Below are 23,471 nucleotides of genomic sequence, written 5' to 3'. Positions count from 1 at the left end.
TGTTATAAATTTAGGCAACCATATTATTGTTGTGGGGAAAGGAAATTAATTGTTTTGAACAATTTAATTAACAATATGGACAGAATTTTGATTCTGTTTTTAGTCATAATCTTCTGATATATAAAAGATTATTTTGATTATTATTCTAATTTTTATTTTTGTCGGATAACAAATTCAGATCACTTTAAACTAAGCTTTTTGTTCTTTTTTTATAATGTCATCCATAACGCTTAAAATTATAGCGCAACCTTCTTTTATTTCTTCTTCAGAAATGGTCAATGGTGGTGTAATTCGAATGGCGCATCCTTCAAACAGCAACCAGAATAAAATCAATCCTTTATCCTGACAATTTAAAATAACCTCATTGGTTATTTCAGCTGTTTCAGTCATCGCAGCAAGCATTAATCCTTTTCCTCTAACTTCCTTTATCAAAGGATGTACCAAAAGTGATCTAAAGAGCTTTTCTTTCTCTAAGGCTTCCTGCATTAAATTAGTCTCAGTTAATTCCTGCAAAGTCGCTAAACAAGCTGACGCAATGACAGGGTGACCACCGAAAGTTGTAATGTGTCCTAGCTTCGGATTTTCTGTTAAAAGATCCATTTTTTCAGCAGATGCTGTAAAAGCACCAACAGGCATTCCGCCTCCCATTCCTTTGCCCATCACTACAATATCAGGAATGACATCGTAATTTTGAAAGCCAAAAAGTTTTCCGGTTCTACCGAAACCAGGCTGAATTTCGTCTACGATCATCATGGCTCCAACTTCATCACAACGTTTACGAACTTTCTGTAAAAAGTTATTCTCCGGCTGAATAAATCCGGCACCTCCCTGAATAGTTTCTAAAAGAATTGCTGCAGTTCGGGTTGTTATTTTTTGTAAATCTTCTTCGTTATTGAAAGTGATAAAATCGACATCTGGTAGTAAAGGACGAAAAGCTTGTTTACGCTCTTCAAATCCCATAACACTCATCGATCCCATTGTGTTTCCGTGATACGCATTATGGCATGAAATAAGCTGACTACGACCTGTTGTTCGTTTAGCCAATTTAAGTGCGCCTTCAATTGCTTCTGTTCCGGAGTTTACTAAATAGGTTTTATTAAGAGGTTCCGGTAGGAGCGAAGCTAGTAATTTGCAATACTGAACGGCTGGGCTTTGTGAATATTCACCATAAACCATCACATGCGAATATTTATCCAACTGATCTTTGATAGCTTGATTCACTCTCGGATGCTGGTGTCCAAGCGTACAAGCAGATACGCCGGCAACAAAATCTAAGTACTTTTTATCGTTTGTGTCGTAAATATAGGAGCCAATAGCGTGTGAAACTTCCATTCCGAGTGGATAAGGAGAAGTTTGTGCCTGGTATTTTATAAAATCTGGATTCATTTTTTTGAGGTTCTAAGTTGCTAAGCTACTAAGATTCTAAGTTTTGAAAATTGTGACTAAATTTTAACCGCAATCCCGATAGTTATCGGGAGCAAAGTTTTGTGTGCTTTGAATTGACATACCATTTTATAAGGTCACAAAGCTTTACGCTGAAAACTGTGACTGAGACTGAAAACTACTTCTTAGCCTTTGCTGTTCTCGTTGTATCCGCTTTAGCTGCATTTGTTTTTACTGCGGGTTTCTTTTTGTCGTAATCACGCGTTTCTTTCCTGACTTTCAGTGGGACGTCTTTATCTTTGGCTTCCTGGTCTTTTCCTGCCTGAATTAGTTTGTCATTTTCTTCATTTTCTTCCGCAGTAAAAATATCATCTTTCGATTTAATTCTTTCATCGCCACGCCAGACTAAACCTCTTAATTTTCGTGCATTTTCAGGTAAATCGGCTTCTGGATATATATCGCCGTCTACTTTATTATAAAATGTGATAGTTTCAACCGCATTATTCTCTAAAATAAGATTGATTTTACTGCTGACATTTTTATTAATTCCGATGAGCTCATTCGCTTCATTTCGCATATAATAAATTACTTCGGTATTTTTGATGACATCTACATCATGGAGCTTTCCATCTCTGAATTTCCCAAATAAATTGAGTCCTTTTACCTGGTTAAATCCTGTTCCCAGTGTATCCCGCGAGACGAGAAAAGTATTATTGAGCACTTTTAAGGAATCCAGTTTTTTGGTAGTATTGTCACCAATTAAATGCATTACATCGCCCGTAATTTGATTGTCACCATTCCATAGGATTGGATTTCCTATTAATTTTGTCAAAGCTGTTTTGGAGTTTGAATGTATAGAATCACATTTTCCGCTCATATCTATTTTAAAAAAACGAACATTGTTGTAAGCTCTCAGGATTCGTTCACCTTCTTTTCCGGTAACCATTAATTTTTTTCCGTGAATGTAAACTGAATCGTTCTCAACAAAGTTAACTGCTACAGCTCTTTTCGTTACAAACATAGAATCTTTCAGTTTGTAAACTTCTGCATAATGTCCTTTTACGATTCCGCGATTTATGGAATCGGTAATTTTTACATTTCGCGTTGCTGATGCAAATTCGATATTTCGATTATAATACAAACTGTCACCCTCAATACGTCTGTCATCATATTTTATATACGATTTTCTAAGAAAATGCGCGAGGTTTTTCTTGGTATCATAAAAGCCTTTTTCGGTATAAATATAGTTGGCTTTACTCGTAATTGTTGATGGCCCAAGTAAGTAGGTGTGTCCTGAATTACTGTAATAATCCAGATGATTTGATTTTACGACATATTTAGGATTCGTTAGTGTTACTTCGGTTAAAAACTGAAATTTTTTCTCAGCTACATAATATCTGCCTGATTTACTAACTAAGGTATTGTCTTTATTAACGATTGTACCTTTTGTATTGTAAAATACTTCCTGAACATTGCGGTCAAAATTAATGGTATCAGTTGCTAAGGTTGCATCTGGAGAAGTCATAACAGCATTTCCAGTAGCAAATGCCTTTTTCATATTCCCGTTATATTCAGCATACTTACTATTTAAAAATAAAGTATCACCTTGCACTAACTGTACGTCTCCAAAGGCTTTTAGATAATTTTCTTTCTGAAAAAAATAGGCTTTATTACAAGTTAGGACGACGCCATCATGATTTATTTTTACGTTTCCAGCTAACAAAAGAGCATCAGGTACTGCTTCCTGATCCACATAAGAGTTATCGGCATTTTCTACAATAATTTTTTTTGGTGCCTGCGCAAAAATGCTTTGAACACTTACTAGAAGCAAACAATAAAATATGAAAAAGAGTGATTTCTTCAATTGATTAAATTTTTGTCAAATTTATGAAAAAGGATACAACCTTTATGGATATTAGGATTAATTTATATTTTTTAAGTGCAATCCCGAAGCTTCGGAACAAAGAGGCAAAGGCTCAAAGGCTTTAGGGTTTGTTGAGTTAAGCAGTTTAGAAAACGTTTGTCTCTTTGTCTTTTTTAAACTTTGTAACTTTGAATCTTTTAAGTTACCAACAAATCGGATAACTATTACGTTGTAGTTTTGTTTTTTGATTAGAAGTTAAAATCACTTTCTTTTGAGTTTTAAAAATTAGATTAAATTTAGAAAATGGTTTTTTAGAAGAAGTGATTTAATTTTAAAACTCAGAAAGATCAGATTATAAAAAAGAGTATGATAAATAAAAAAAATATAGTTGCAGGAATGGCTGTAACCGTGCTGTTTTCGGCATGTAAAACAAAAGATTTGAAAATGAATACGTCTAAGGAAGAAATTGCTACAGAGAAGAAAACTGTAGTCTATCAGGTTTTTACACGCTTATTTGGAAATAAAAACACCACCAACAAACCATGGGGAACCATTGAAGAAAATGGAGTTGGAAAGTTCAATGATTTTACAGACACTGCTCTTCATGAAATTAAAGATTTAGGCGTAACTTATATTTGGTACACCGGCGTTCCTCACCATGCATTGGTTAGGGATTATACCGCTTATGGAATTTCAAATGATGATCCTGAAGTGGTAAAAGGTCGTGCAGGGTCACCTTACGCGGTTAAAGATTATTATAATGTAAATCCTGATTTAGCTGTAAATCCTGCAAATCGATTACAGGAATTTGAAGCATTAATTGCTCGTACACACAAAGCAGGTTTGAAGCTTATTATTGATATTGTACCCAATCATATTGCGCGAAAGTATGAAGGGAAAAATAATCCGGAAGGGATAAAGGATTTTGGAGCCAATGATGATGTAAGTGTGGAGTATAAGAGAGATAATAATTTCTACTATATACCGAAAAGTCATTTTGAAATCCCTGATGGAGATGTCCCGTTAAATGGTGAAAAGAATCCCTTAGTTGATGGTGTATTTGATGAGAATCCTGCAAAATGGACAGGTAATGGTTCCAGAAAAGTGAAACCGGACCAGAATGACTGGTACGAAACGGTAAAAGTAAATTACGGAATTCGCCCTGATGGTTCAAAAGACTTTCCAGAACTTCCGGCTGGATTTGATCAAAAATCATATCAGGAACATTTTGCTTTTTGGCAGGATAAAGATGTGCCTGATTCATGGAAAAAGTTTAAATCGATTGCTTTGTATTGGACAGCAAAAGGTGTTGACGGTTTTCGTTATGACATGGCTGAAATGGTTCCATACGAATTCTGGAGTTATATGAATTCGGCTATTAAGATGAAAAATCCAAATGCTTTTTTATTGGCAGAAGTTTACAATCCAAATGAATATCGCAATTATATTCGTTTAGGAAAGATGGATTATTTATATGATAAAGTAGAAACTTACGATAAGCTGAAAGATATCATAAAAGGAAAATCATCACCAGACGGTTTATCAGATATTCAAAAAGGAATGTCAGATATTGAACATCATATGCTTCATTTTTTGGATAATCATGATGAACAGCGTTTAGCGAGTCCTGAATTTGCAGGATCTCCTGAGCGCGGTAAACCTTTAATGGTTATTTCAACTACAATTAGTACCTCGCCAACAATGGTTTATTTTGGACAGGAAGTAGGAGAGGCTGGAAATGAAAATGCCGGATTTGGAACGCGTTCCAGAACTTCTATCTTTGATTATATAGGAGTGCCAAATCATCAAAAATGGATGAATGAAGGAAAGTTTGACGGAGGACAACTTTCTGATTCAGAGAAAAATTTACGTGACTTTTACAAACGATTACTGAATTTTTCAATTAATAGTTCAGCTTTGATGGGAAGTTATCAGGAAATTCAATCTGTAAACCGTCAGAACCATGCCGGTTATGATGAATCACTTTATTCTTATGTGCGTTGGTCCGAAAAGCAAAAACTAGTTGTTGTTGTGAATTTCTCTTCTGAAAAAACAAGTGAATTTGAATTAAAAGTTCCTTCGGAGATTATTTCAAAATGGAATTTAAAAGATGGAGAATACCAATTGACAGATCAGTTGTATCAAAAGGATGCAGTGCAGTTAAAAGTGAATAATGGAGAAGGAATTGCAAAAGTAAAAATTGCACCTTCTGAATCGTTTATATTCGAATTGAAATAAGATTCGATATAAGAAGACATAAAAAAAGCTGATACATTGTATCAGCTTTTTCGTTTTATACTTTTTTGACTTTCTTTAAAGCCTCTTTATAATTTTCGTTTACCTTTTCCCAGTTAACATGTTTATAAAAAGCATCAATATAAGTTCCTTTTCTGTTTTGGTAATCTAAGTAATAAGCATGTTCCCATAAATCAATTCCCATAATTGGAGTTCCGGGAATCAAGGCATTTTTCATTAATGGATTATCCTGATCTCCTGTAAGGGTTACTTGAAGTTTTCCATATCTGTCAACAACCAGCCAAACCCATCCCGATCCAAATTGTTTCGTTGCCATCGCTTTAAATTGGTTCGTTAAGTTATTAAAAGAACCAAATTCTTTATTGATAGAACCTGCTAAAGTGTCTTTAGGAGTCTGCTCTTTTGGTGTCAAAAGATTAAAGTACATCGTATGATTGTAATATCCTCCTGCGTTTTGACGAAGCTTAGCATTACTAAGATCCATTTTTTTCAGAATATCTTCAATCGGCATGTTTTCAAATTCCGTCGAAACAATTTCTTTGTTTAAATTATTCGTATAAGTTAAATAATGTTTCGAATAGTGTGTTTCTAAAGTTAGAGAACGTATGTCAGGTGCTAGTCCATCATAAGCAAAAGTCAATTTCGTAAGTTCAAACGAACCTGGATCGGCTTTCACTTCTTCAGGCGTCCCAATTGTTATTTTCTCTTCTTTTGTTGGTAGAGGAACTTCAACAACTTCGGTTAATTTATTGCTATCATTACAAGAAAATAATACGAAGAATGAAGTTAAAATGCCAAAGCGAATAAAATTTTTCTTCATAATGTAATTTATTTTGATGTTAGAGAATTTATGATTTCAATGTAATTTTCCTTTGCTTCGTCAATGGATATATGACTAATTTGCATCCATGCATTTGTTTTAAATGCATCACGTAAATCAAAGTTCTCAGATTGGTTGTATACTGCCGTACCAAAAGTAGCCTGTTTATAATAAGCATACAGTCTTAGCTGCACATCTTGTGGCAGTGAGGACTGAGTCATTTTTAAAGCAATTTCTACAGCCTCTGAAAAACGAGTATCTAAATCTTTTTCGGTCATTTATGCTTTTGTAGCAATAATGGTTTTTCCACCAATTGCTTTTTGATTCAATTCTACATTAATTTCGGTACCTAAAGGTAAAAATAAATCTACTCTTGAACCAAATTTTATGAAACCTGCATCAGTACCCTGAACGACCTGCATTCCTTCTTGAGCGTAGTTTACAATTCTGCGCGCTAAAGCACCTGCAATTTGTCTGTATAGTATCTGACCAAAGGTTTCGTTTTCAATAACAACAGTGGTTCTTTCATTTTCTTCACTTGCTTTTGGATGCCATGCAACCAAAAACTTACCCGGATGATATTTACTGAATTTGATAATTCCGTCCATAGCATAACGCGTAACGTGTACATTTATTGGTGACATAAAAATAGAAACCTGTAAACGTTTGTCTTTAAAAAATTCACCTTCATAAACTTCTTCAATAACCACAACTTTTCCGTCTACCGGAGCAAGAATGTGATTGCTGTTTCTAATTGCGATTCTTTTTGGGTTTCTGAAAAATTGCAAAATAATAATCAATACTGCTATACCGGCAACTTGCACCAGAATTCTTAACCAACTAATATCAATGAATTTGTCAGCAATTAAAAGTACAGCAACTGCAAAAACAGTACCTAATAAAATGGATGGGCCTCCCTCTTTATGAAACATAATATAAAATTTGATAAAATAAAAATATAATTGGTGCTACAAATATAACACTATCTAGTCGATCTAAGATGCCTCCATGACCTGGCATTATGGAGCCGCTGTCTTTTACACCGGCAATTCTTTTAAATTTTGATTCAATCAAATCTCCAATGGTACCAAAAATGCTTACAATTAAAGCGATTATCGTCCAGATTAGAATAGATTTACTGCTAAACTCAGGTTTTGGCTGAATGTATAATTTAGAAATTAAAAATCCTGCGAAAGCAGCAAATACAACACCGCCAATAAAACCTTCAATAGTTTTTTTAGGAGAAACGCGTTCAAATAATTTATGTTTTCCCATCGATTTTCCAACCAGATAAGCAAAAGTATCATTGGTCCAGATTAAGATGAATAAGCCAAGAATGATTTTTGGATTATAATCATTGGTGCCAAAAGAAATTTTAACAATAAATATAAATGGTAATACAATGTATCCTAATAAATACAAATATTTTGAAGAGGTACTTACGCTTTGAATATTGTCATAAAACAAAAATAAAATACATTTTATAGCAATCACCAATGTTACAGCCAGTAAGACAAGATCTAATTGCTGAATATTGGTGTTTAAAACTAAGTCTGAATTGAATGTAGTGTTTAAATACGAAGTAGTCTCTTTGTTATAATGACTTACTAACAGAATTGAGCTGTATAACAGGATTCCAAAAAGAATAGAAAAGACTTTGCTAAGATTAACTAAATTGCAAAATTCGTAAATTGTAATTATTAAGAAAAGACCAAAAAGGATAATAAAGCTTTCAGTAGAAAACAGAATTGCAGTTAATAATAAAGCGATATAAACAGCACCAGAAATGGTTCTCTTGAGTGTTTCGTTCATCTTAAAGGTCTTCTAAAAGCAATAAATAAAGATTTTTTGCAACACTTCCGTATTGTGTAAAATCTTCCTCTTTTGCTTTTTCGAAATATTTTATTGTAGTAATATTGGTAGGGTAGTCTCTTTCGTATTTTCGTTTAATAGCACTTAATCCGTCACTTTTCATTGGTAAGATCTGGCTGGTAGTGGCTATAATAACGATATTTGCCGGCAATTCATTTGGTTTATCCTGTCTGATTTGTTTTGATGAAAACAAAATCGAACCTTCATCGGCTATAAGGTTTTCACAAGAAGCTAATAAAAATTTAGGAGCTCTTGGTGAAACATAAATGAGTTTATTCTCCTCCAGTAAATGAAAAAGACCTGGTTCATAACATAAAACTTCGTTTTCGAACCAATCATTTTCTTCTAAAATGTTTTCAAATTGTTCCGCAACTTCCTGTTTGTTTTCACAATACAAAAACTTACCACCATTTTTCTTGAAATTGAAAATGAATTGCTCGTCAATAGATAAATGACTGTTCGGAATTGGATTACCTCCTCCATATTCGCTTTCATGTTCTTCGTCAGATGCGGCGTCGCTAGAACCAAATATTTTTTTGAAAAAATTCATTTTATATGAAATACTTTACATGTTAATTGAAAACGTTCAAAGATAAAAAAATCTTAATTCAAAAGGCTATTTTGAATTAAGATTTTAAAAAATATTACATATTTCTGAATAATTTACGAAACCACTTCTTCCAGATTTTTGTCAAAAGTACGTTTTCCGAAAATTGTTTCTAAGTCATCTTTAAAAATAACTTCTTTTTCTATTAATATATCAGCAAGCTGATTTAACTTGTCTTTGTTTTCTTCTAAGATTTGAATTGCTCTTTGGTATTGACCTTCAATTAATTCTGAAATTTCTTTGTCAATAACTTTTGCAGTCTCATCAGAATACGGTTTAGAGAAGTTGTATTCACTTTGTCCGCTTGAGTCATAATAAGTAACGTTTCCGATTTTTTCATTCAAACCGTAAATCGTAACCATAGCACGAGCCTGACGTGTAACTTTTTCTAAATCGCTTAATGCACCAGTCGAAATTCTGTCAAAAGTTACTTTTTCAGCAGCTCTTCCGCCCATAGTTGCACACATTTCGTCTAACATTTGATCTGTTCTAACGATTTGTCTTTCCTCTGGTAAGTACCATGCAGCTCCTAAACTTTGTCCGCGAGGCACAATTGTTACTTTAATAAGTGGTGCAGCATGCTCTAACATCCAGCTTACAGTGGCGTGACCCGCTTCGTGAATTGCAATTGCTCTTTTCTCTTCTGGAGTAATAATTTTATTTTTCTTTTCAAGGCCACCAATGATTCTGTCAACAGCATCAAGGAAATCTTGTCTGTCTACTGCAGTTTTGTTGTTACGTGCAGCAATTAAGGCAGCCTCGTTACAAACGTTAGCGATATCAGCACCAGAGAATCCCGGAGTTTGTTTTGCTAAAAAGTCTAAATCAAGGCCTTCAATTTTTTTGATAGGAGCTAAGTGAACTTTAAAGATTTCAGCTCTTTCGCGAATGTCTGGTAAGTCAACAAAAATTTGTCTGTCAAAACGCCCGGCACGCATTAAAGCTTTGTCAAGAACATCAGCTCTGTTGGTTGCAGCCAAAACGATGACGTTAGAGTTTGTACCAAAACCGTCCATTTCTGTCAATAATTGGTTCAAAGTATTTTCTCTTTCGTCATTTCCGCCTGACATATTGCTTTTTCCTCTTGCTCTACCAACAGCATCAATCTCGTCGATGAAAATGATAGCAGGAGATTTTTCTTTAGCTTGTTTGAATAAGTCACGAACACGTGAAGCACCAACCCCAACGAACATCTCAACGAAATCAGAACCTGATAGTGAGAAGAAAGGTACTTGAGCTTCACCGGCTACAGCTTTAGCTAATAAAGTTTTACCAGTTCCCGGAGGTCCTACAAGTAAAGCTCCTTTTGGAATTTTTCCTCCAAGGTTTGTATATTTTTCAGGGTTTTTCAGGAATTCTACAATTTCTTGTATTTCTTCTTTTGCACCTTCTAAACCAGCAACATCTTTAAATGTTGTTTTGATATCTGTTTTCTCGTCAAACAATTTAGCTTTCGATTTTCCAATGTTGAAAATTTGTCCGCCACCGCCACCAGCGCCGCCTGACATTTTACGCATAATGAAAATCCATACACCAATAATGATGATAATTGGAAGTAGACTGATTAAAATGTCACTCCAATTGTTTTTCTGCAAGAAATTAAAATCTTTCAGTTTGCCTTCGCCAACTGCTTTTTCTAATTTAGTTTGAAAAATCTGGTCGTTACCAATTTCTAAAGTATAGTGTGGACCTTTGTTTACTCTGTCAAACATGTCCTTTGCTACCTTCTTATTGGCTGCATCTTTAAGAGCAGCGGCAGTTAAATAAACTTCTGCTTCAGCTTTATTATAAACGATCACTTTTTCAATTTGACCTTTTTCTAATAAAACATTGAATTTAGAAGAAGTTAATTGAGCAGGTTCGCTTAAGTTAGATCCTCCGGTTGCAAAACTTATAAATAAAAAAACTAAAAGTATTGCGGTATATATTAACCAAGGACTTATTTTAAATTTACTCGGATTTGGATTATTATCTTTAGCCATTAGAAAAAATTTTCTTTAGTATTTGTTTTCGATTGTAGTTATTTTGGCATCACCCCAAAGGCTTTCGATATTATAGTATTCACGTATGTGTTTTTGGAAAACATGTACCACGATGTGCACATAATCCATAAGAACCCATTCCGCGTTATCGGTTCCTTCTACGTGCCACGGTTTATCTTTTAAATCTTTAGATACTGTTTTTTGGATTGAGTTTACAATGGCGTTAACTTGAGTGTTAGAGCTTCCGTTGCAAATGACAAAATAGTCACAAACAGCCGTGTCTATTTCTCTTAAGTCAAGAATATCAATATCATTTCCTTTTACTTCTTCAATCCCCTTTATTATGTTCGCCAGTAGAACATCATTATTAATAGTCTTTTTCGCCATGAATTATTTTATATGAATTTGTAAAGTTACCAAAATTTGTGATTATTTTTGAACCTTAACAAAATATTAAATTAAGTTATTTAAATTATTTGAATGAAACTAATCAAACTCGATGCCATAGATTCGACAAACGACTTTCTTAAAGCATTATCAAGCCAGGATGAACTTGATAATTTTACTGTGGTAACAGCTGAAAATCAGACAAAAGGCAAGGGGCAAATGGGGGCGAAATGGGAGTCGGAATCGGGTAAAAACTTAATTATGAGTGCCTTGGTCAAGGATTTTCTTTATGATAATGAGCAGGTTTTTAATTTGAGCTTAATCGTTTCCTTATCCGTAATTGAGGCTTTAAAATCATTAAATATTCCTGATTTAAGTATAAAATGGCCTAACGACATTATGTCATACAATAAAAAGATTGGTGGCATACTAATCGAAAATACCATCAAAAGCGATGGCAGGATCGTGTCAGTAGTTGGATTAGGACTGAATGTAAACCAAACAAATTTCGACGAATTACCAAATGCTTCTTCCTTGGCAGTTATTTCCGGACATCCTTTTAACAAAGAATTGCTACCGGCTTTAATTATTGAAAAAATACAACAGAAAATTGCGTCTTGGGAATCAAATTCGGCTATTTTTTGGAATGAATATTTTAATACGCTATTCAGAAAAGGTATCCCAATGCCATTTAAAAGCCTCAATTCCGATGCGTCCGGACAAAACTTCATGGGAATAATACAAGGCGTTTCTTCAGTGGGAAAAATTCAAATTTTATTGGAAGACGATTCTGTTTCGGAGTTTGATATTAAGGAAGTTCAAATGCTTTATTGAGAGGTTTAAAGCTGCAGAGAAACAAAGGTTCAGAGGTTTGCTACGAATGCGATAAAATGTAATTAAACTTTGCGGCTTGGCGTCTTTGCGAGATTATTCTAAAAAAAAACTTAGTGCCTTAGCGCCTTTGTGGCAAAAAAAAGCCCGATCGTAAAATCAGGCTTTATATTTTATGTAAATAGCGAATTAACAATTAACAATTTATAATTAACAATTACAATTTAGTCATATTGTTAGCTAAAGTTTCAATGAATTTACTAATTGGTCCTTTGATCATCATCGCCATCATGGCGTTGAATTCTCCTTCAAATAAAAGTTGTACTTCACTTGATGAATCTGAAACGCTGTCAATGTTTGAAACCAAAGTAAAAGGAAGTTTATCGCTTGCAGCTCCCAAAACAATTTTGTTTGGCGCAACTTTTTCTTTCATTTTTAATTTTATTTCCGGCATACCTTTCAATCCAAAAATAAAAGCATCTTCACCAATCACTTCAAATTTAGCGATATTATCCGGCATTAATTTTTCAAAATTCTTAACATCAGTCAATTGATCAAAAAGATCTTGAGCTGATTTCTGAACAGTAACTTTTGGACTTTCTAAGTTCATATTTTATTTTTTATTTTTTATTTTTTTTTAACCGCAAAGGGTGCAAAGGTTTTTTTTATATTGTAAATTTATTATAAACACAAAGTTCGCAAAGCTAGATCTAATCTAAAATCGACAATCTAAAATGTAAAATTAATCCTGTCCCCAAGTTGATGGAATTGCGTTCCATTCTTGTAAAGTAGATTGCTGCTCTTCGGTAATATATTGTTTTTGAACTGCTAGTTCCAATAGGTTTTCGTAGTTGCTTAGCGTGTATAAGTCAATATTTGCGCTTTTAAAGTTTTCTTCAGCAACACCAAAGCCGTAGGTGAAAATCGCTGCCATCCCTTTAATATTAGCACCTTCATTGCGTAAAGCTTCAACAGCCATCAAACTGCTGTTTCCGGTACTAATTAAATCTTCAACGACAACTACATTTTGTCCTTTTTGTAAAAAACCTTCAACCTGGTTTTGTCTTCCGTGTTTTTTAGCTTCTGGGCGCACGTATACAAATGGTAATCCAAGGCTTTCAGCAACAAGAATTCCAATTCCAATAGCTCCAGTGGCAACACCGGCAATAACATCTGGTTTTCCAAATTGTTTTTCAATGTTTTTCGCAAATTCATCACGAACGTAATTTCGGATGATCGGAAATGAAAGAATTAACCTATTATCACAATAAATAGGCGATTTCCATCCAGAAGCCCATGTAAAAGGATTTTCTGGATTCAATTTAATTGCATTTATTTGCAAAAGCAATTCGGCTGTTTTTTCGGCAGTATCTTTATTAAAAATCATAATACAAATGTATAAAGTTTTTGTGAACGACAAACCACTTTTTTTGACAAATGAAATCTCAAGAGAGACTAATTTTCAATTGTTCCTGTTGGAGAGTATTGATATTGAACAGCTTATAGTGAAAATTTTTCAAAATAAAATTCAAAAGGCTTACCTATATCATCCTGACGAAAAGGAAATTATGAAGACATTAAAAGCTAAAATCCCAGTTAGTAAAGCGGGAGGAGGCTTTGTGTACAATAAAAATGGAGAAGTTTTATTCATTTTCAGGAACGGAAAATGGGATTTACCAAAAGGCGGAATCGAAAAAGGCGAGGAAATAGAGGACACTGCCATGCGTGAAGTCGAAGAGGAAACCGGCGTAGGAAAACTCCGAATCGTAAATAAGCTCCAGAAAACCTATCACGTTTTTAAACGAAACGGAAAATACAAACTCAAAATCACACATTGGTTCGAAATGTTTTCTGATTTTGAAGGAACGCCGCAAGGTCAAATCGAAGAAGGAATCGAAAAAGTAGCCTGGTTAAATCCCGAACAAATCAAAGAAGCTTTGAAAAACTCTTACGAAAACATTAAATTACTTTTTGAAGAAGAGAGTAAGATTTCTGTTGAAGAGTAGGTTAGAGGCAAGAAGAAAGAAGCAAGAGGCAAGATAAGACTTTATTTGCAACGCTTCGAGATAGAATATTAGTTGTTAGTAAATCTAAATTTTTATTTGTATTTTCGTATATATAGATGAACCAACTAATAAATATTGTTATGTCATTTCAAGGATATTTAAGAACAATAAAAGAAAAGACTGGTAATGGTCCGGCTGAATTCAGGACTTTGGCAGAACAAAAAAGCTTCACACAAGACGGAAAACTCAAACCCGATGTAAAAGCTGGAGATATCGTTACTTGGCTTAAAGAAGATTTTGACTTAGGTCAGGGACATGCAATGGCAATTTATGCCTTGCTTAAAGGTATAAAAGACGAGAATAGTCAGTAATTAATTCCATTTATTATTTTAGCGTATATATAATTAGGGCGTGCCACCATCCGGATAAGTGGGCAAATTACTTTATGTATATACGCCCACTTATCAGGATGCTGTCGGGCTATCCGCGCTACTTCGGTAGCCAGCTCCTATCCCTCACGCGAACTCATTTTCAAAAGTTTGTTTCAGTTTTCATATTAATTTTCATTCTCCATTTATTCAAAGCTAGAGAAGATAAAAATCCACATAAAGTTAGCAGAATTAAGAACAGGCTTCTAAAAGGTCTTTCATTAAATGCTGATAATGGTAAAATGCTAGTTAGAATTAAAAGACAAAATCCGATCCAATAAATATTTCTCCTGAAAAATTCCAGATAAAAATTGAATAAAAAAATTGAAAATATAAAAACATATCGAGTGGATAATATGGTCAATCCAAAACCAACTGATCTATGTTGTATTGGATAGAAATAATTCAGACTTTGATGAATAATTGCTAAAACAACAATTTGAATTACTGAAATTATTATTGGGCTTAGTATTTTTCTAATCATTTTTAATCCTCTTTTTGTTTACAAAGATTTTAACGAACAGCTTTGCGATCTTAGAGTCTTTTCAATCCACGCAATTTCAAAAAAAAATCTTAGCTCCCGATAGCTATCGGGATTGCGGTTAATTAACTTAAAGCAATCGATAAACAGGATACTGCATATGAGCCTTTTCATAATAAACAGAGTTCTTATAAATCCAGTTTAATTGCGCTTCAGCGTTTTTCGCAAATTCGCGATCGTTTTGTTTTTTTGTTTCTAATTCAGCTTTTAGTTGTGGATTATCCTTTAGCAGCTTTCCAGCCGTATCTTCAAAAATATATTCTGAATAATGCTCTTTTTGCTGTAGAATAGGATCAAAGAAATTCCAGTTAAAGAAAGAATCAACGCCTTCTGGTTCAAAAGCTTCTACTAAATATTTTACGCCTTTCTGTTTTGTTGAAACAAGATAGTCTCCTTTGGCAAAAGCCATTTTCACATTTTTAGAAGTTACTTTCGTATTGTAGTGTAAATAATGTCCTTCGTAAGCATTTGAGAACGTTTTAAAATCTGCAATTCTATAACTTTCTACTTCAATAATGGTATCGTTTTTAAGTTGTGTAAACGCAATATTATTGTTCTTCAAAAGATCAATAATATTCCAATAACCACGCGGAATGATATAAGCAGACGGAATAACAACATCTTTGAGTGATTTGAATTCTTTTATATAAGGGACATCTTTTTTATACGGTTTACTACGATCGTAATACAAACGATTTCCGGTTGTAGCGTCACTTTTTTTGTATCCGGCTTCGTAGCCTAAAAACGAAAAAGTGGTCGCTTTTGTGCTATCCAGTTCCCATTTTAAGGTATACGGTTTTTTGGGCTGATATTGTTCCAGATTTTTGACACGCAATTCTTTTATTTTTTGATAATTGGCATCAGTAAAATCCATAGTCGATTTCATGTATTCATACGTCATCTTTACGCGCTCAGCATATTTTTTTAACATATGTGTTTCAACTACAAACCCGATAGTGTTAAACAAAGATGTATAACCTGTTGTATATCTGGGACTGTCGACAAACTGCCCAAAACCTTTGTCTGGAGTATCTTTAAATGAATCGACATAAGGCGTTGTCTCGATTTTCTTTTGCTGTAAATCTTTCACCAAAGCCGGCATCATTACATCGTTCATATAATCGCCTAAAACAGTTCCTAATTTGTTATGTTGTGTCATAATATAAGTCAGTTTGTATTGGTAATCAGAACCATTACTCACATGATTATCGATAAAAACATCGGCATTTATTTTTTGAAAAATGGCAACAAAACTCTTCGTATTTCGAGTGTCCGATTTCATTAAATCACGATTCAAATCATAGTTTCGGGCATTTCCTCTAAAGCCATAAACTTCCGGTCCGTCCTGATTAGCCCTTGTAGTTGAATTTCGGTTTAAAGCACCGCCAATATTATAAACCGGAATACAAACTAAAACCGTGTTTTTGGGCGCTTTCATTTTTCCGATGGCCAAATCTCTGTAGAATTGCATAGTGGCATCTATTCCGTCGGGCTCTCCAGCGTGAATACCGTTGTTGATAAAAAGAACTGCTTTAGTTTTCTGAATCTTATCAAAATCAAATTCCTTATCCGGATTAAAAGTTACCATATGCAAAGGTTCTCCTGAATCTGTTAATCCCATTTCTTTCATTTGAATGGTCGGAAAATCATTGGCTAAGAGTTTAAAGTACTTAATTGTTTCCTCATAAGAGGCCGATTGATTTCCGTTTCCTTTCTCAAAAAAGGTATCGTATTTTTTATTGTTTTGAGCGAAAGTAGTCAGTGTGAAAAGTGAAATGACAATGGTAAAAAATTTCATGAATTTGGGTTTTTAATAGAAGTCAAATATAGAAAAAATTAGTTTCAAGTTTTTCTTGTTTCAAGTTTCAAGTTGAAATGAGAATAGAGCAACTTTGACATTTACCGCAAAGCACGCAATCCCGATAGCTATCGGGATACGCAAAGTTCACAAAGCTTTGCGAACTTTGTGTTTGTCAACACATTCTAAACACAATCTATTAAAAAAACCTTTGTAAACTTTGCGGTAAAAATTATAGACAAAGTTTAGAAAACCTGAAACCTGAAACAAGAAAAACCTGAAACAACTTTTTTTACCTACTTTTGCAAAATGAATAAAAAACACCATTCCAACAACATACTTTCGAATTTAGGAATTGAAAGCCTGAACGAAATGCAAGAAGTTGCTCAAGACGCAATTTTAAACGATAACAATGTTTTACTGCTTTCTCCAACAGGATCAGGAAAAACATTAGCTTTTTTACTTCCGGTTTTAGAATTATTACAGCCTGAAATTCTTTCAGTGCAATGTTTAATTTTAGTGCCTTCGCGTGAATTAGGTTTGCAAATTGAGCAGGTTTGGAAGAAAATGGGAACACAATATAAAGTGAATATCTGTTACGGTGGACATTCAATCGATACTGAAATCAAGAATTTAAGCAATCCTCCTGCGGTTTTAATTGGAACTCCGGGTAGAATTGCTGATCATATCGACAGAGATACTTTCCGTACAGATAAAATTCAGACTTTAATTTTAGATGAATTTGACAAATCATTGCAATTGGGTTTCCACGAGCAAATGTCATACATCATTGGAAAATTAACGAAACTGAATAAACGTGTTTTGGTTTCGGCTACATCAGATATTGAGATTCCAAGATATACAAGAGTGGTTAATCCAACCGTTTTAGATTTTATTCCGGAAGAAGAAGAAAAGGCAAACCTATCCATGAAAATGGTGGTTTCACCAGCAAAAGATAAATTAGAAAGTTTATTTAACTTGATTTGTTCGTTAAAATCACAATCGGCTATTATATTTTGTAATCACCGTGATGCGGCAGAACGTATCAGTGATACTTTGAACGAAAAAGGAATCTACGCGACCTATTATCACGGCGGTATGGATCAGGATGAGCGTGAGCGCGCTTTGATTCAGTTTAGAAACGGAAGTATGAGTTATTTAATCACAACCGATTTAGCGGCACGTGGATTAGATATTCCTGAAATGAAACATGTAATTCATTATCATTTGCCTTTAAAAGAAGACGAATTTACGCATCGTAACGGTCGTACGGCACGTATGCAGGCTTCAGGGACGGCGTATATCATCATTCACGAAAGTGAAAAAAAACTGGATTATATCGACTATGGTATGGAAGTACTAAAAGTCGAGAATACTACAACATTACCAAAACCTCCGGAATATCAAACGATCTACATTAGTGGTGGAAAGAAAACAAAACTAAATAAGATTGATATTGTTGGTTTCTTTTCTCAAAAAGGAAAACTCGAAAAAGGGGATTTGGGTTTAATTGAAGTAAAAGATTTCATTTCGTTTGCAGCAGTACGATACAATAAAGTAAAAGACTTGCTGAAAAACGTGAAGGATGAAAAAATGAAAGGCAAGAAATTCAAAATTGAAGTTGCGAGAAAAGTAGTGAAGAAAGAAGAAGAAAGATAGTTTTTTTGTTTCAAGTTTCAGGTTTGAGATTTTTTTGAAGTTAATTCGTTATAATTTTAAAAACCTTAGCCTCCATTTTTAATTGTTTTTGTAGTAATTTTTTTTCTTTTTTAAACCTTTTTGAGGTCTGTAAAAGCGTGATTTTAACTTGTTTTTCGTAGTTTTTTAGTATCTTGAATGATGGTTAATTTATTGATTGTTAATATTTTAATTTGTTGTTTTGCTAAGGCTAGATCAATTTTAAACAACAATCTTAATCTTTTGTTAATAAATTAACCGGTAACGCTTTATTTTATCATAATTTCTGCGTTTATTGTACTAGTAAATAATAAACCCCAAATTAATTATGAAAAGAATTATTACGATTGCCGTTTTATTGTTAAGTGCTGTCTCTTTCGCACAAATTAAAGTTTTGGAAACTGTTCCGGTTGAGAAGTTAGGAAAAGTAAATAACAACTACATTCAGAAAATCGGAGATGAATACACAGTATACTACACAAGTATTCAAAACGATGATGAAGAAGGTTCGTCTTTGAGAAAATTTACGTTTAAAAACGTTAATAACGATTACGCAAGTCTTTACAGTATTATCATGAATGGTTTTGGTGCAAGCCCATTATATGATATCAAATTAGAATTGCCAAACAATTATATCTGGTTGCATTATACAGGAAGTGTTATTCCTGAGAAAGCTACAGTTCAGTTTATGGTTTCAAGCAAAGAAGCTTCTTCAGCAACAAGCAGTATTTCTGAGCCATTCGTGAAAGATCAAATCAATAAATTATTCCAAAAATAATTTTTTTTAGTTTCAGGTTTCAGGTTTTATTTGTTTCAAGTTAAACCTTTGTCATGAAATTTTAAAACTATAAAAAAAAGGCTATTCAAATTTGAATAGCCTTTTTTGTTTGTTTGCTTCGCCAATTCCGCTAAAGCCTCGGGTCAAGTTTCAGGTTTTTTTAGTGTCAAGTTTAAAAAAAAACTTAGAATCTTAGCATCTCAGAACCTTAGTATCTTCAAAAGATTATATTTTCTTCACGTACTGTGTGATAATCACAATTTGCTGTCCATCTACTTTTCCTTCGATATATTCAGCATTTTCGTGGTCTAAACGGATGTTTCTAACTGCAGTTCCTTGTTTGGCAACCATGCTAGAACCTTTTACTTTTAGATCTTTGATTAAAACTACAGAATCTCCATGTTCTAAAATAACGCCATTACTGTCACGGTGAACCAGTTTATTTTCATCGTCTTCGCCTTCTCCGGTCGCTTGTGCCCAGGCTAAAGTATCTTCGTCTAAATACATCATGTCTAACAATTCCTGTGGCCATTCTGCAGCGCGCATACGGCTTAACATTCTCCAGGCTACAACTTGCACGGCAACATTCTCATTCCACATACTGTCGTTTAAACATCTCCAGTGATTTAAATCGACATTGTCTGGGTTTTCAATTTGGTCAATACAAGTACTACAAGCTAATATACTTTCGTCAAGTCCGCCTTTTTTGGTTGGCAATACCTGATATATTTTTAGATTTTCTTCGGCGCCACAAAGTTCACATTTAGATCCACTTCGTTTGTTCAATTCTCTTTCGATGCTCATTATTTCTGTTTGTTTTAAAGATGCGAAATTACTTATAATTGCTTTCGCTTGCAAGTTTATGTTTTTTAGATTATAATAAAATTACGGTCTATTTAAGGTTTGTTATCCAGTTCACTATATCATTTAAAGCCTTATTATTTATTTGATATAATGTATCAAATTCTTTCGTTTTTTTCCAGGTATCAGTATCAGCTTTCAGAAAGTGATTTAATCCGCTTAGAGTTTTGACTTCGATGTTTTTATTGTTTAAAGCATTTACTAGTGCTGCTGTTTTTTCGCAGTGGAAAAAACTATCATTTGTACCTGCAATAAAAAGCATTGGGATCTGTAAATTTTGAAAAAGTGTTTTGGTACTTACCTTAACTTCGGGATTAGTTTTTGAACTATATTGGGGTTGATTAAATTTATGGAATTTTTCTATTGGTGTGGCCATCAATATTAAAAAATCTATTTTTAGTCCTTCGTGATAAGCATCAATCGTTGCAATTCCACCTAGACTATGTCCTGCCACACCTATTTGCTTTTTATGTAAACTATCATTTTTTTGAATATTATCTAAAGCATAATAAAGGTCTTTTATAATTTGATCAACACTAAAATTAGCTTTTCCGCCTGATTTCCCAACGCCTCTGTCATCAAAGCGATAAACTGCTATTCCATTTTTTAATAATTCTTCGGCTAAAATATAATGCGAATTGCGGGTATCGTTTCCACTGCCGGGTACAATAACGACAATTTTTGAATATTCCGTTTTGGGGAATATTAAAGTTCCACTTAATTTAGTATTATCTTCTGAATCAATAAAGTTTATTTCTTCGAAATTATATTGGTCGGCATTTTGGATTTCTTTCCCAAAGTCATAACTCTTCTGAGCCATTAATCTTTTTACTGGGAGTAAGATCAAACTTAAAAGTATAATCTTAGAAATTAAACAAATTTTGTTATCTGCCATTTTACTTTTTAACCCTAACCGCATCCGGAACCAGCATTTCATACTCACCGCCATTTCGCAATACATCACGAACAATACTCGAACTGATATAAGATGTTCTTGCAGCAGTTAATAAAAATACCGTTTCAATTTTAGAAAGACGTCTGTTAGTATGGGCGATCGCTTTTTCGAATTCGAAATCGGCGGGATTACGCAAACCTCTTAAAATGAAATGCGCTTTTTCCTTATGCGCTAAATCTATGGTTAATCCTTCATAAGTGATGACCGAAATTTTTGGTTCATCTTTGAAAGTTTCTTCAATAAACTGCTTTCTTTCTTCGAGTGAAAACATATATTTTTTTTCGGCATTGACACCAATGGCAATTACGATTTCGTCAAAAAGAGAAATTCCTCTTTTGATAATATCTTCGTGACCAAGTGTAATAGGGTCAAATGATCCTGGAAATATGGCTTTTCGCATTTTTTTTCTTTTTAGGTTCAAAGCTGCAAAGGCACAAAGGCGCAAAGGCTTTTTTATTTTGTTATTGGAATTTGGAATTTTTTATTATTGGAATTTGCTTTATGTTATTCTAAGTGTTTTAATAGCCGGAACCCATTCGTCTTTATGGCAAACTTTACATTTAGCTGTTCCCTTTTTTTGTTCTTCGGTATGGCCGCAAAAAGTGCAGGCGTGCACGCCTTCATTTAATATGTTTTTACTTTTGTCGTTAAATAAGCCCGGTAGAATAGGTAAACCATATTTCACCTCTTTATCTTCATAGAAAAATACGCTTATTTCTCCGCTGGTTTCTATAAAAGCATGTTTAATCTGTCCTAAATGCTCGATAGATTTTATGCGTAATTCAGAGAAAAATTCATCTTGTGCCAGACTTTCTTTTTTAAAGCTGGCTATAGAAAATTTGCCATCCTGAATAAGACATTCGGTTTTACCTTCAATAAATTCTTCAAATTTTTTGCTTTTACCTGTCAGCCAGGTGACAGAACGATATAAAATGATAATTACCATAAAAACGATTGCTGCCGGAATAATGCCAACATCTTCGTAAAACATTGGATCTCCTGCTGCAGAGCCTAATGCAATGATAATTACAGTTTCAAAAATGGATAATTGTTTTACACCTCGTTTTCCTGCTAATTTTAAAGTCAGCAATAAAATGATAAACATGACAGTAGAACGAAATACAACTTCTAAGGCGAAATTTGCCGGTAAATCATTGTAAAATAATCTATTCCATTCGAAGATTTCTTTCATTTTTTTCTTTTGAGGTTCAAAGGTTCAGAGTGACAAAGGTTCAAAGTTTTTTTTGGAAACCAGATAAATTGGTTTTATGTAAAAAAGGTTCTGAAATCTTTGCATCTCAGAACCTTAGTATCTTAGTAACTTATGCGAGCGCTAGCTCGATTGCATTTGTGAATAAATCTTCAAGAGAAATTCCGGCTGCTTTGGCTTGTTGTGGAATCAAACTTTCGGTTGTTAGACCTGGAATGGTGTTCATTTCAAGCATGTAGGGCTCGTTGTCTACGATGATGAATTCGCTTCTTGAGAAACCTTTCATTTTTAAGACTTCGTAAGCACGTTTAGCAGTTTCGCTAACCTTTTGTGTTAGTTCGTCAGAAATTCTTGCAGGTGTGATTTCCTGTGATTTCCCTTCGTATTTTGCTTCATAATCGAAGAAATCATTGTCAGAAACAATTTCGGTAATCGGTAACACTTTAATTTCGCCTTTGTAATTGATTACGCCGACAGAAACTTCAGTTCCGTCAAGGAAACTTTCGATAATGATTTCGTTATCTTCTTTATAAGCAACTTCAATAGCAATTGGTAATTCAGCTTCTGATTTTACTTTTGAAATCCCGAAACTTGAACCTGCTTTATTTGGTTTTACGAAACATGGTAAACCTACTTTTTTAACGATTTCCGCTGTATTGATTACGTCACCTTTGTTTAGGTAATAAGAAATAGCGGTTTTGATTCCGTATGGTTTTAAAACCGATAATAAATCACGTTTATTGAAAGTTAATGCTGATTGATAATAATCGCAAGAAGATTGTGGAATTCCTAATAACTCAAAATAAGCCTGCATTAATCCGTCTTCGCCCGGAGTTCCGTGAATGGCGTTGAAAACACAGTCAAAAGTGATTTTTTGATCGTTTACAGTTACAGAAAAATCATTTTTATCAATGGCAAATTCGGCGTTGTTTTCGTCTACATAAACCCATTTTTCTTTAAAAATATGAATGCGGAATCCGTTGTATTTTGTTTTGTCAAGATATTGATGAACGACGTTTCCTGAGATAAGAGAAATTTTATATTCACTTGAATACCCGCCCATGATAATGGCAATATTTTTCATGTTTTACTGTTTATTTGTTTTACTGTTGTTTATTGTTGTTTATTGTTGATTTGTTTAATCGTTTAATTGGAATCTTCTTTTGAAACTGAGTCTCCTAGCCCTGATGGGAGCGGCATCCTTTTGTGCCGGGG

Annotated in this window: 23 protein-coding genes; 6 read left to right on the top strand and 17 right to left on the bottom strand. The window is 33.8% G+C overall.

Going from position 1 to position 23,471, the window contains the following annotated elements; genetic code table 11:
* Positions 1–189: 189 nt before the first annotated feature.
* The gene (locus tag BUA98_RS08760; RefSeq protein ID WP_072971209.1) at positions 190–1,386 is read right to left on the bottom strand and encodes an aspartate aminotransferase family protein; all 1,197 of its coding nucleotides are present in this window, start codon (positions 1,384–1,386) and stop codon (positions 190–192) included.
* Positions 1,387–1,561: 175 nt separating this feature from the next.
* Complete coding sequence (locus BUA98_RS08755) at positions 1,562–3,247, bottom strand: OstA-like protein (RefSeq protein WP_244279182.1); 1,686 nt, start codon at positions 3,245–3,247, stop codon at positions 1,562–1,564.
* 366 nt (positions 3,248–3,613) lie between these two features.
* Between BUA98_RS08755 and BUA98_RS08750 the strand changes: the two genes are divergently transcribed.
* The gene (locus BUA98_RS08750; protein WP_072971207.1) at positions 3,614–5,485 is read left to right on the top strand and encodes an alpha-amylase family glycosyl hydrolase; all 1,872 of its coding nucleotides are present in this window, start codon (positions 3,614–3,616) and stop codon (positions 5,483–5,485) included.
* Between the two features lie 55 nt (positions 5,486–5,540).
* On the opposite strand, the gene BUA98_RS08745 is transcribed toward BUA98_RS08750, so the two are convergent.
* From BUA98_RS08745 to rsfS, 7 genes are all read right to left on the bottom strand, one after another.
* Positions 5,541–6,323, bottom strand: coding sequence for a superoxide dismutase (locus tag BUA98_RS08745; RefSeq protein WP_072971206.1), 783 nt, complete (start codon positions 6,321–6,323; stop codon positions 5,541–5,543).
* 8 nt (positions 6,324–6,331) lie between these two features.
* On the bottom strand, positions 6,332–6,601 hold the full coding sequence (locus tag BUA98_RS08740) for an acyl-CoA-binding protein (RefSeq protein ID WP_072971205.1): 270 nt from the start codon (positions 6,599–6,601) through the stop codon (positions 6,332–6,334).
* Entirely contained in the window at positions 6,602–7,255 is a 654-nt protein-coding gene (locus BUA98_RS08735; protein ID WP_072971204.1) for a phosphatidylserine decarboxylase family protein, read from the bottom strand.
* Positions 7,245–8,135, bottom strand: a complete 891-nt coding sequence (locus BUA98_RS08730) for a phosphatidate cytidylyltransferase (protein WP_072971203.1) — start codon at positions 8,133–8,135, stop codon at positions 7,245–7,247. Before BUA98_RS08730 ends, BUA98_RS08735 begins: the two co-directional genes overlap by 11 nt.
* 1 nt (position 8,136) lies before the next feature.
* Positions 8,137–8,745, bottom strand: a complete 609-nt coding sequence (locus tag BUA98_RS08725) for a lactate utilization protein B/C (RefSeq protein WP_072971202.1) — start codon at positions 8,743–8,745, stop codon at positions 8,137–8,139.
* Between the two features lie 113 nt (positions 8,746–8,858).
* Entirely contained in the window at positions 8,859–10,784 is a 1,926-nt protein-coding gene (ftsH, locus tag BUA98_RS08720) for an ATP-dependent zinc metalloprotease FtsH (protein WP_072971201.1), read from the bottom strand.
* Between the two features lie 15 nt (positions 10,785–10,799).
* Complete coding sequence (rsfS, locus tag BUA98_RS08715; protein ID WP_007809313.1) at positions 10,800–11,171, bottom strand: ribosome silencing factor; 372 nt, start codon at positions 11,169–11,171, stop codon at positions 10,800–10,802.
* A gap of 93 nt (positions 11,172–11,264) precedes the next feature.
* Between rsfS and BUA98_RS08710 the strand changes: the two genes are divergently transcribed.
* The gene (locus tag BUA98_RS08710) at positions 11,265–12,005 is read left to right on the top strand and encodes a biotin--[acetyl-CoA-carboxylase] ligase (RefSeq protein ID WP_072971200.1); all 741 of its coding nucleotides are present in this window, start codon (positions 11,265–11,267) and stop codon (positions 12,003–12,005) included.
* Between the two features lie 214 nt (positions 12,006–12,219).
* Here the strand turns inward: BUA98_RS08710 and BUA98_RS08705 are convergent, their stop codons facing one another.
* A complete protein-coding gene (locus tag BUA98_RS08705) occupies positions 12,220–12,612 on the bottom strand; it encodes an orotate phosphoribosyltransferase (RefSeq protein ID WP_072971199.1) in 393 nt (130 codons plus the stop codon).
* A 132-nt stretch (positions 12,613–12,744) separates the two neighbouring features.
* Complete coding sequence (gene pyrE, locus BUA98_RS08700) at positions 12,745–13,389, bottom strand: orotate phosphoribosyltransferase (RefSeq protein ID WP_026982211.1); 645 nt, start codon at positions 13,387–13,389, stop codon at positions 12,745–12,747.
* A 7-nt stretch (positions 13,390–13,396) separates the two neighbouring features.
* Between pyrE and BUA98_RS08695 the strand changes: the two genes are divergently transcribed.
* Positions 13,397–14,008 (top strand): NUDIX hydrolase, encoded by a 612-nt coding sequence (locus BUA98_RS08695; RefSeq protein ID WP_072971198.1) that lies wholly within the window; start codon positions 13,397–13,399, stop codon positions 14,006–14,008.
* A 140-nt stretch (positions 14,009–14,148) separates the two neighbouring features.
* Positions 14,149–14,379: a DUF4287 domain-containing protein gene (locus BUA98_RS08690; protein WP_072971895.1), complete on the top strand. Its 231-nt coding sequence runs from the start codon at positions 14,149–14,151 to the stop codon at positions 14,377–14,379.
* Between the two features lie 668 nt (positions 14,380–15,047).
* Here the strand turns inward: BUA98_RS08690 and BUA98_RS08680 are convergent.
* The gene (locus BUA98_RS08680) at positions 15,048–16,775 is read right to left on the bottom strand and encodes a M14 family metallopeptidase (RefSeq protein WP_072971196.1); all 1,728 of its coding nucleotides are present in this window, start codon (positions 16,773–16,775) and stop codon (positions 15,048–15,050) included.
* Positions 16,776–17,084: 309 nt separating this feature from the next.
* Between BUA98_RS08680 and BUA98_RS08675 the strand changes: the two genes are divergently transcribed.
* On the top strand, positions 17,085–18,434 hold the full coding sequence (locus tag BUA98_RS08675) for a DEAD/DEAH box helicase (protein WP_072971195.1): 1,350 nt from the start codon (positions 17,085–17,087) through the stop codon (positions 18,432–18,434).
* A 346-nt stretch (positions 18,435–18,780) separates the two neighbouring features.
* Complete coding sequence (locus BUA98_RS08670; RefSeq protein ID WP_072971194.1) at positions 18,781–19,230, top strand: hypothetical protein; 450 nt, start codon at positions 18,781–18,783, stop codon at positions 19,228–19,230.
* Positions 19,231–19,455: 225 nt separating this feature from the next.
* Here BUA98_RS08670 and BUA98_RS08665 read toward each other — a convergent pair whose 3' ends face one another.
* The 5 genes from BUA98_RS08665 to BUA98_RS08645 form a co-directional block, all read right to left on the bottom strand.
* A complete protein-coding gene (locus tag BUA98_RS08665) occupies positions 19,456–20,034 on the bottom strand; it encodes a PhnA domain-containing protein (RefSeq protein WP_072971892.1) in 579 nt (192 codons plus the stop codon).
* An 88-nt stretch (positions 20,035–20,122) separates the two neighbouring features.
* On the bottom strand, positions 20,123–20,986 hold the full coding sequence (locus BUA98_RS08660) for an alpha/beta hydrolase (RefSeq protein ID WP_159433460.1): 864 nt from the start codon (positions 20,984–20,986) through the stop codon (positions 20,123–20,125).
* Position 20,987: 1 nt separating this feature from the next.
* Positions 20,988–21,446 carry a pantetheine-phosphate adenylyltransferase gene (gene coaD / locus BUA98_RS08655; RefSeq protein ID WP_026982220.1) on the bottom strand — a complete coding sequence of 153 codons (459 nt, stop codon included), beginning with the start codon at positions 21,444–21,446 and terminating at the stop codon, positions 20,988–20,990.
* Between the two features lie 99 nt (positions 21,447–21,545).
* Positions 21,546–22,238 (bottom strand): DUF421 domain-containing protein, encoded by a 693-nt coding sequence (locus BUA98_RS08650; protein WP_072971192.1) that lies wholly within the window; start codon positions 22,236–22,238, stop codon positions 21,546–21,548.
* Between the two features lie 130 nt (positions 22,239–22,368).
* A complete protein-coding gene (locus BUA98_RS08645; RefSeq protein ID WP_072971191.1) occupies positions 22,369–23,340 on the bottom strand; it encodes a D-alanine--D-alanine ligase in 972 nt (323 codons plus the stop codon).
* Positions 23,341–23,471: the final 131 nt, after the last annotated feature.

Origin of the sequence: Flavobacterium saccharophilum, assembly GCF_900142735.1 — a bacterium.
Classification (GTDB): Bacteria; Bacteroidota; Bacteroidia; order Flavobacteriales; family Flavobacteriaceae; genus Flavobacterium; species Flavobacterium saccharophilum.
The sequence above is the reverse complement of the archived record's forward strand: the minus strand, read 5'-3'. Positions and strand labels throughout refer to the sequence as shown.

What these genes read in the sequence shown, in the direction of transcription:
- BUA98_RS08710 (WP_072971200.1), top strand. Translation starts at nt 11,265, where the DNA reads ATGAAACTAATCAAACTCGATGCCATAGATTCGACAAACGACTTTCTT.
- BUA98_RS08740 (WP_072971205.1), bottom strand. Translation starts at nt 6,601, where the DNA reads ATGACCGAAAAAGATTTAGATACTCGTTTTTCAGAGGCTGTAGAAATT.
- BUA98_RS08645 (WP_072971191.1), bottom strand. Translation starts at nt 23,340, where the DNA reads ATGAAAAATATTGCCATTATCATGGGCGGGTATTCAAGTGAATATAAA.
- BUA98_RS08725 (WP_072971202.1), bottom strand. Translation starts at nt 8,745, where the DNA reads ATGAATTTTTTCAAAAAAATATTTGGTTCTAGCGACGCCGCATCTGAC.
- BUA98_RS08750 (WP_072971207.1), top strand. Translation starts at nt 3,614, where the DNA reads ATGATAAATAAAAAAAATATAGTTGCAGGAATGGCTGTAACCGTGCTG.
- BUA98_RS08650 (WP_072971192.1), bottom strand. Translation starts at nt 22,238, where the DNA reads ATGAAAGAAATCTTCGAATGGAATAGATTATTTTACAATGATTTACCG.
- coaD (WP_026982220.1), bottom strand. Translation starts at nt 21,446, where the DNA reads ATGCGAAAAGCCATATTTCCAGGATCATTTGACCCTATTACACTTGGT.
- BUA98_RS08660 (WP_159433460.1), bottom strand. Translation starts at nt 20,986, where the DNA reads ATGGCAGATAACAAAATTTGTTTAATTTCTAAGATTATACTTTTAAGT.
- BUA98_RS08705 (WP_072971199.1), bottom strand. Translation starts at nt 12,612, where the DNA reads ATGAACTTAGAAAGTCCAAAAGTTACTGTTCAGAAATCAGCTCAAGAT.
- BUA98_RS08735 (WP_072971204.1), bottom strand. Translation starts at nt 7,255, where the DNA reads ATGTTTCATAAAGAGGGAGGCCCATCCATTTTATTAGGTACTGTTTTT.
- BUA98_RS08760 (WP_072971209.1), bottom strand. Translation starts at nt 1,386, where the DNA reads ATGAATCCAGATTTTATAAAATACCAGGCACAAACTTCTCCTTATCCA.
- rsfS (WP_007809313.1), bottom strand. Translation starts at nt 11,171, where the DNA reads ATGGCGAAAAAGACTATTAATAATGATGTTCTACTGGCGAACATAATA.
- BUA98_RS08680 (WP_072971196.1), bottom strand. Translation starts at nt 16,775, where the DNA reads ATGAAATTTTTTACCATTGTCATTTCACTTTTCACACTGACTACTTTC.
- BUA98_RS08730 (WP_072971203.1), bottom strand. Translation starts at nt 8,135, where the DNA reads ATGAACGAAACACTCAAGAGAACCATTTCTGGTGCTGTTTATATCGCT.
- BUA98_RS08665 (WP_072971892.1), bottom strand. Translation starts at nt 20,034, where the DNA reads ATGAGCATCGAAAGAGAATTGAACAAACGAAGTGGATCTAAATGTGAA.
- BUA98_RS08670 (WP_072971194.1), top strand. Translation starts at nt 18,781, where the DNA reads ATGAAAAGAATTATTACGATTGCCGTTTTATTGTTAAGTGCTGTCTCT.
- BUA98_RS08675 (WP_072971195.1), top strand. Translation starts at nt 17,085, where the DNA reads ATGAATAAAAAACACCATTCCAACAACATACTTTCGAATTTAGGAATT.
- ftsH (WP_072971201.1), bottom strand. Translation starts at nt 10,784, where the DNA reads ATGGCTAAAGATAATAATCCAAATCCGAGTAAATTTAAAATAAGTCCT.
- BUA98_RS08690 (WP_072971895.1), top strand. Translation starts at nt 14,149, where the DNA reads ATGTCATTTCAAGGATATTTAAGAACAATAAAAGAAAAGACTGGTAAT.
- pyrE (WP_026982211.1), bottom strand. Translation starts at nt 13,389, where the DNA reads ATGATTTTTAATAAAGATACTGCCGAAAAAACAGCCGAATTGCTTTTG.
- BUA98_RS08745 (WP_072971206.1), bottom strand. Translation starts at nt 6,323, where the DNA reads ATGAAGAAAAATTTTATTCGCTTTGGCATTTTAACTTCATTCTTCGTA.
- BUA98_RS08695 (WP_072971198.1), top strand. Translation starts at nt 13,397, where the DNA reads ATGTATAAAGTTTTTGTGAACGACAAACCACTTTTTTTGACAAATGAA.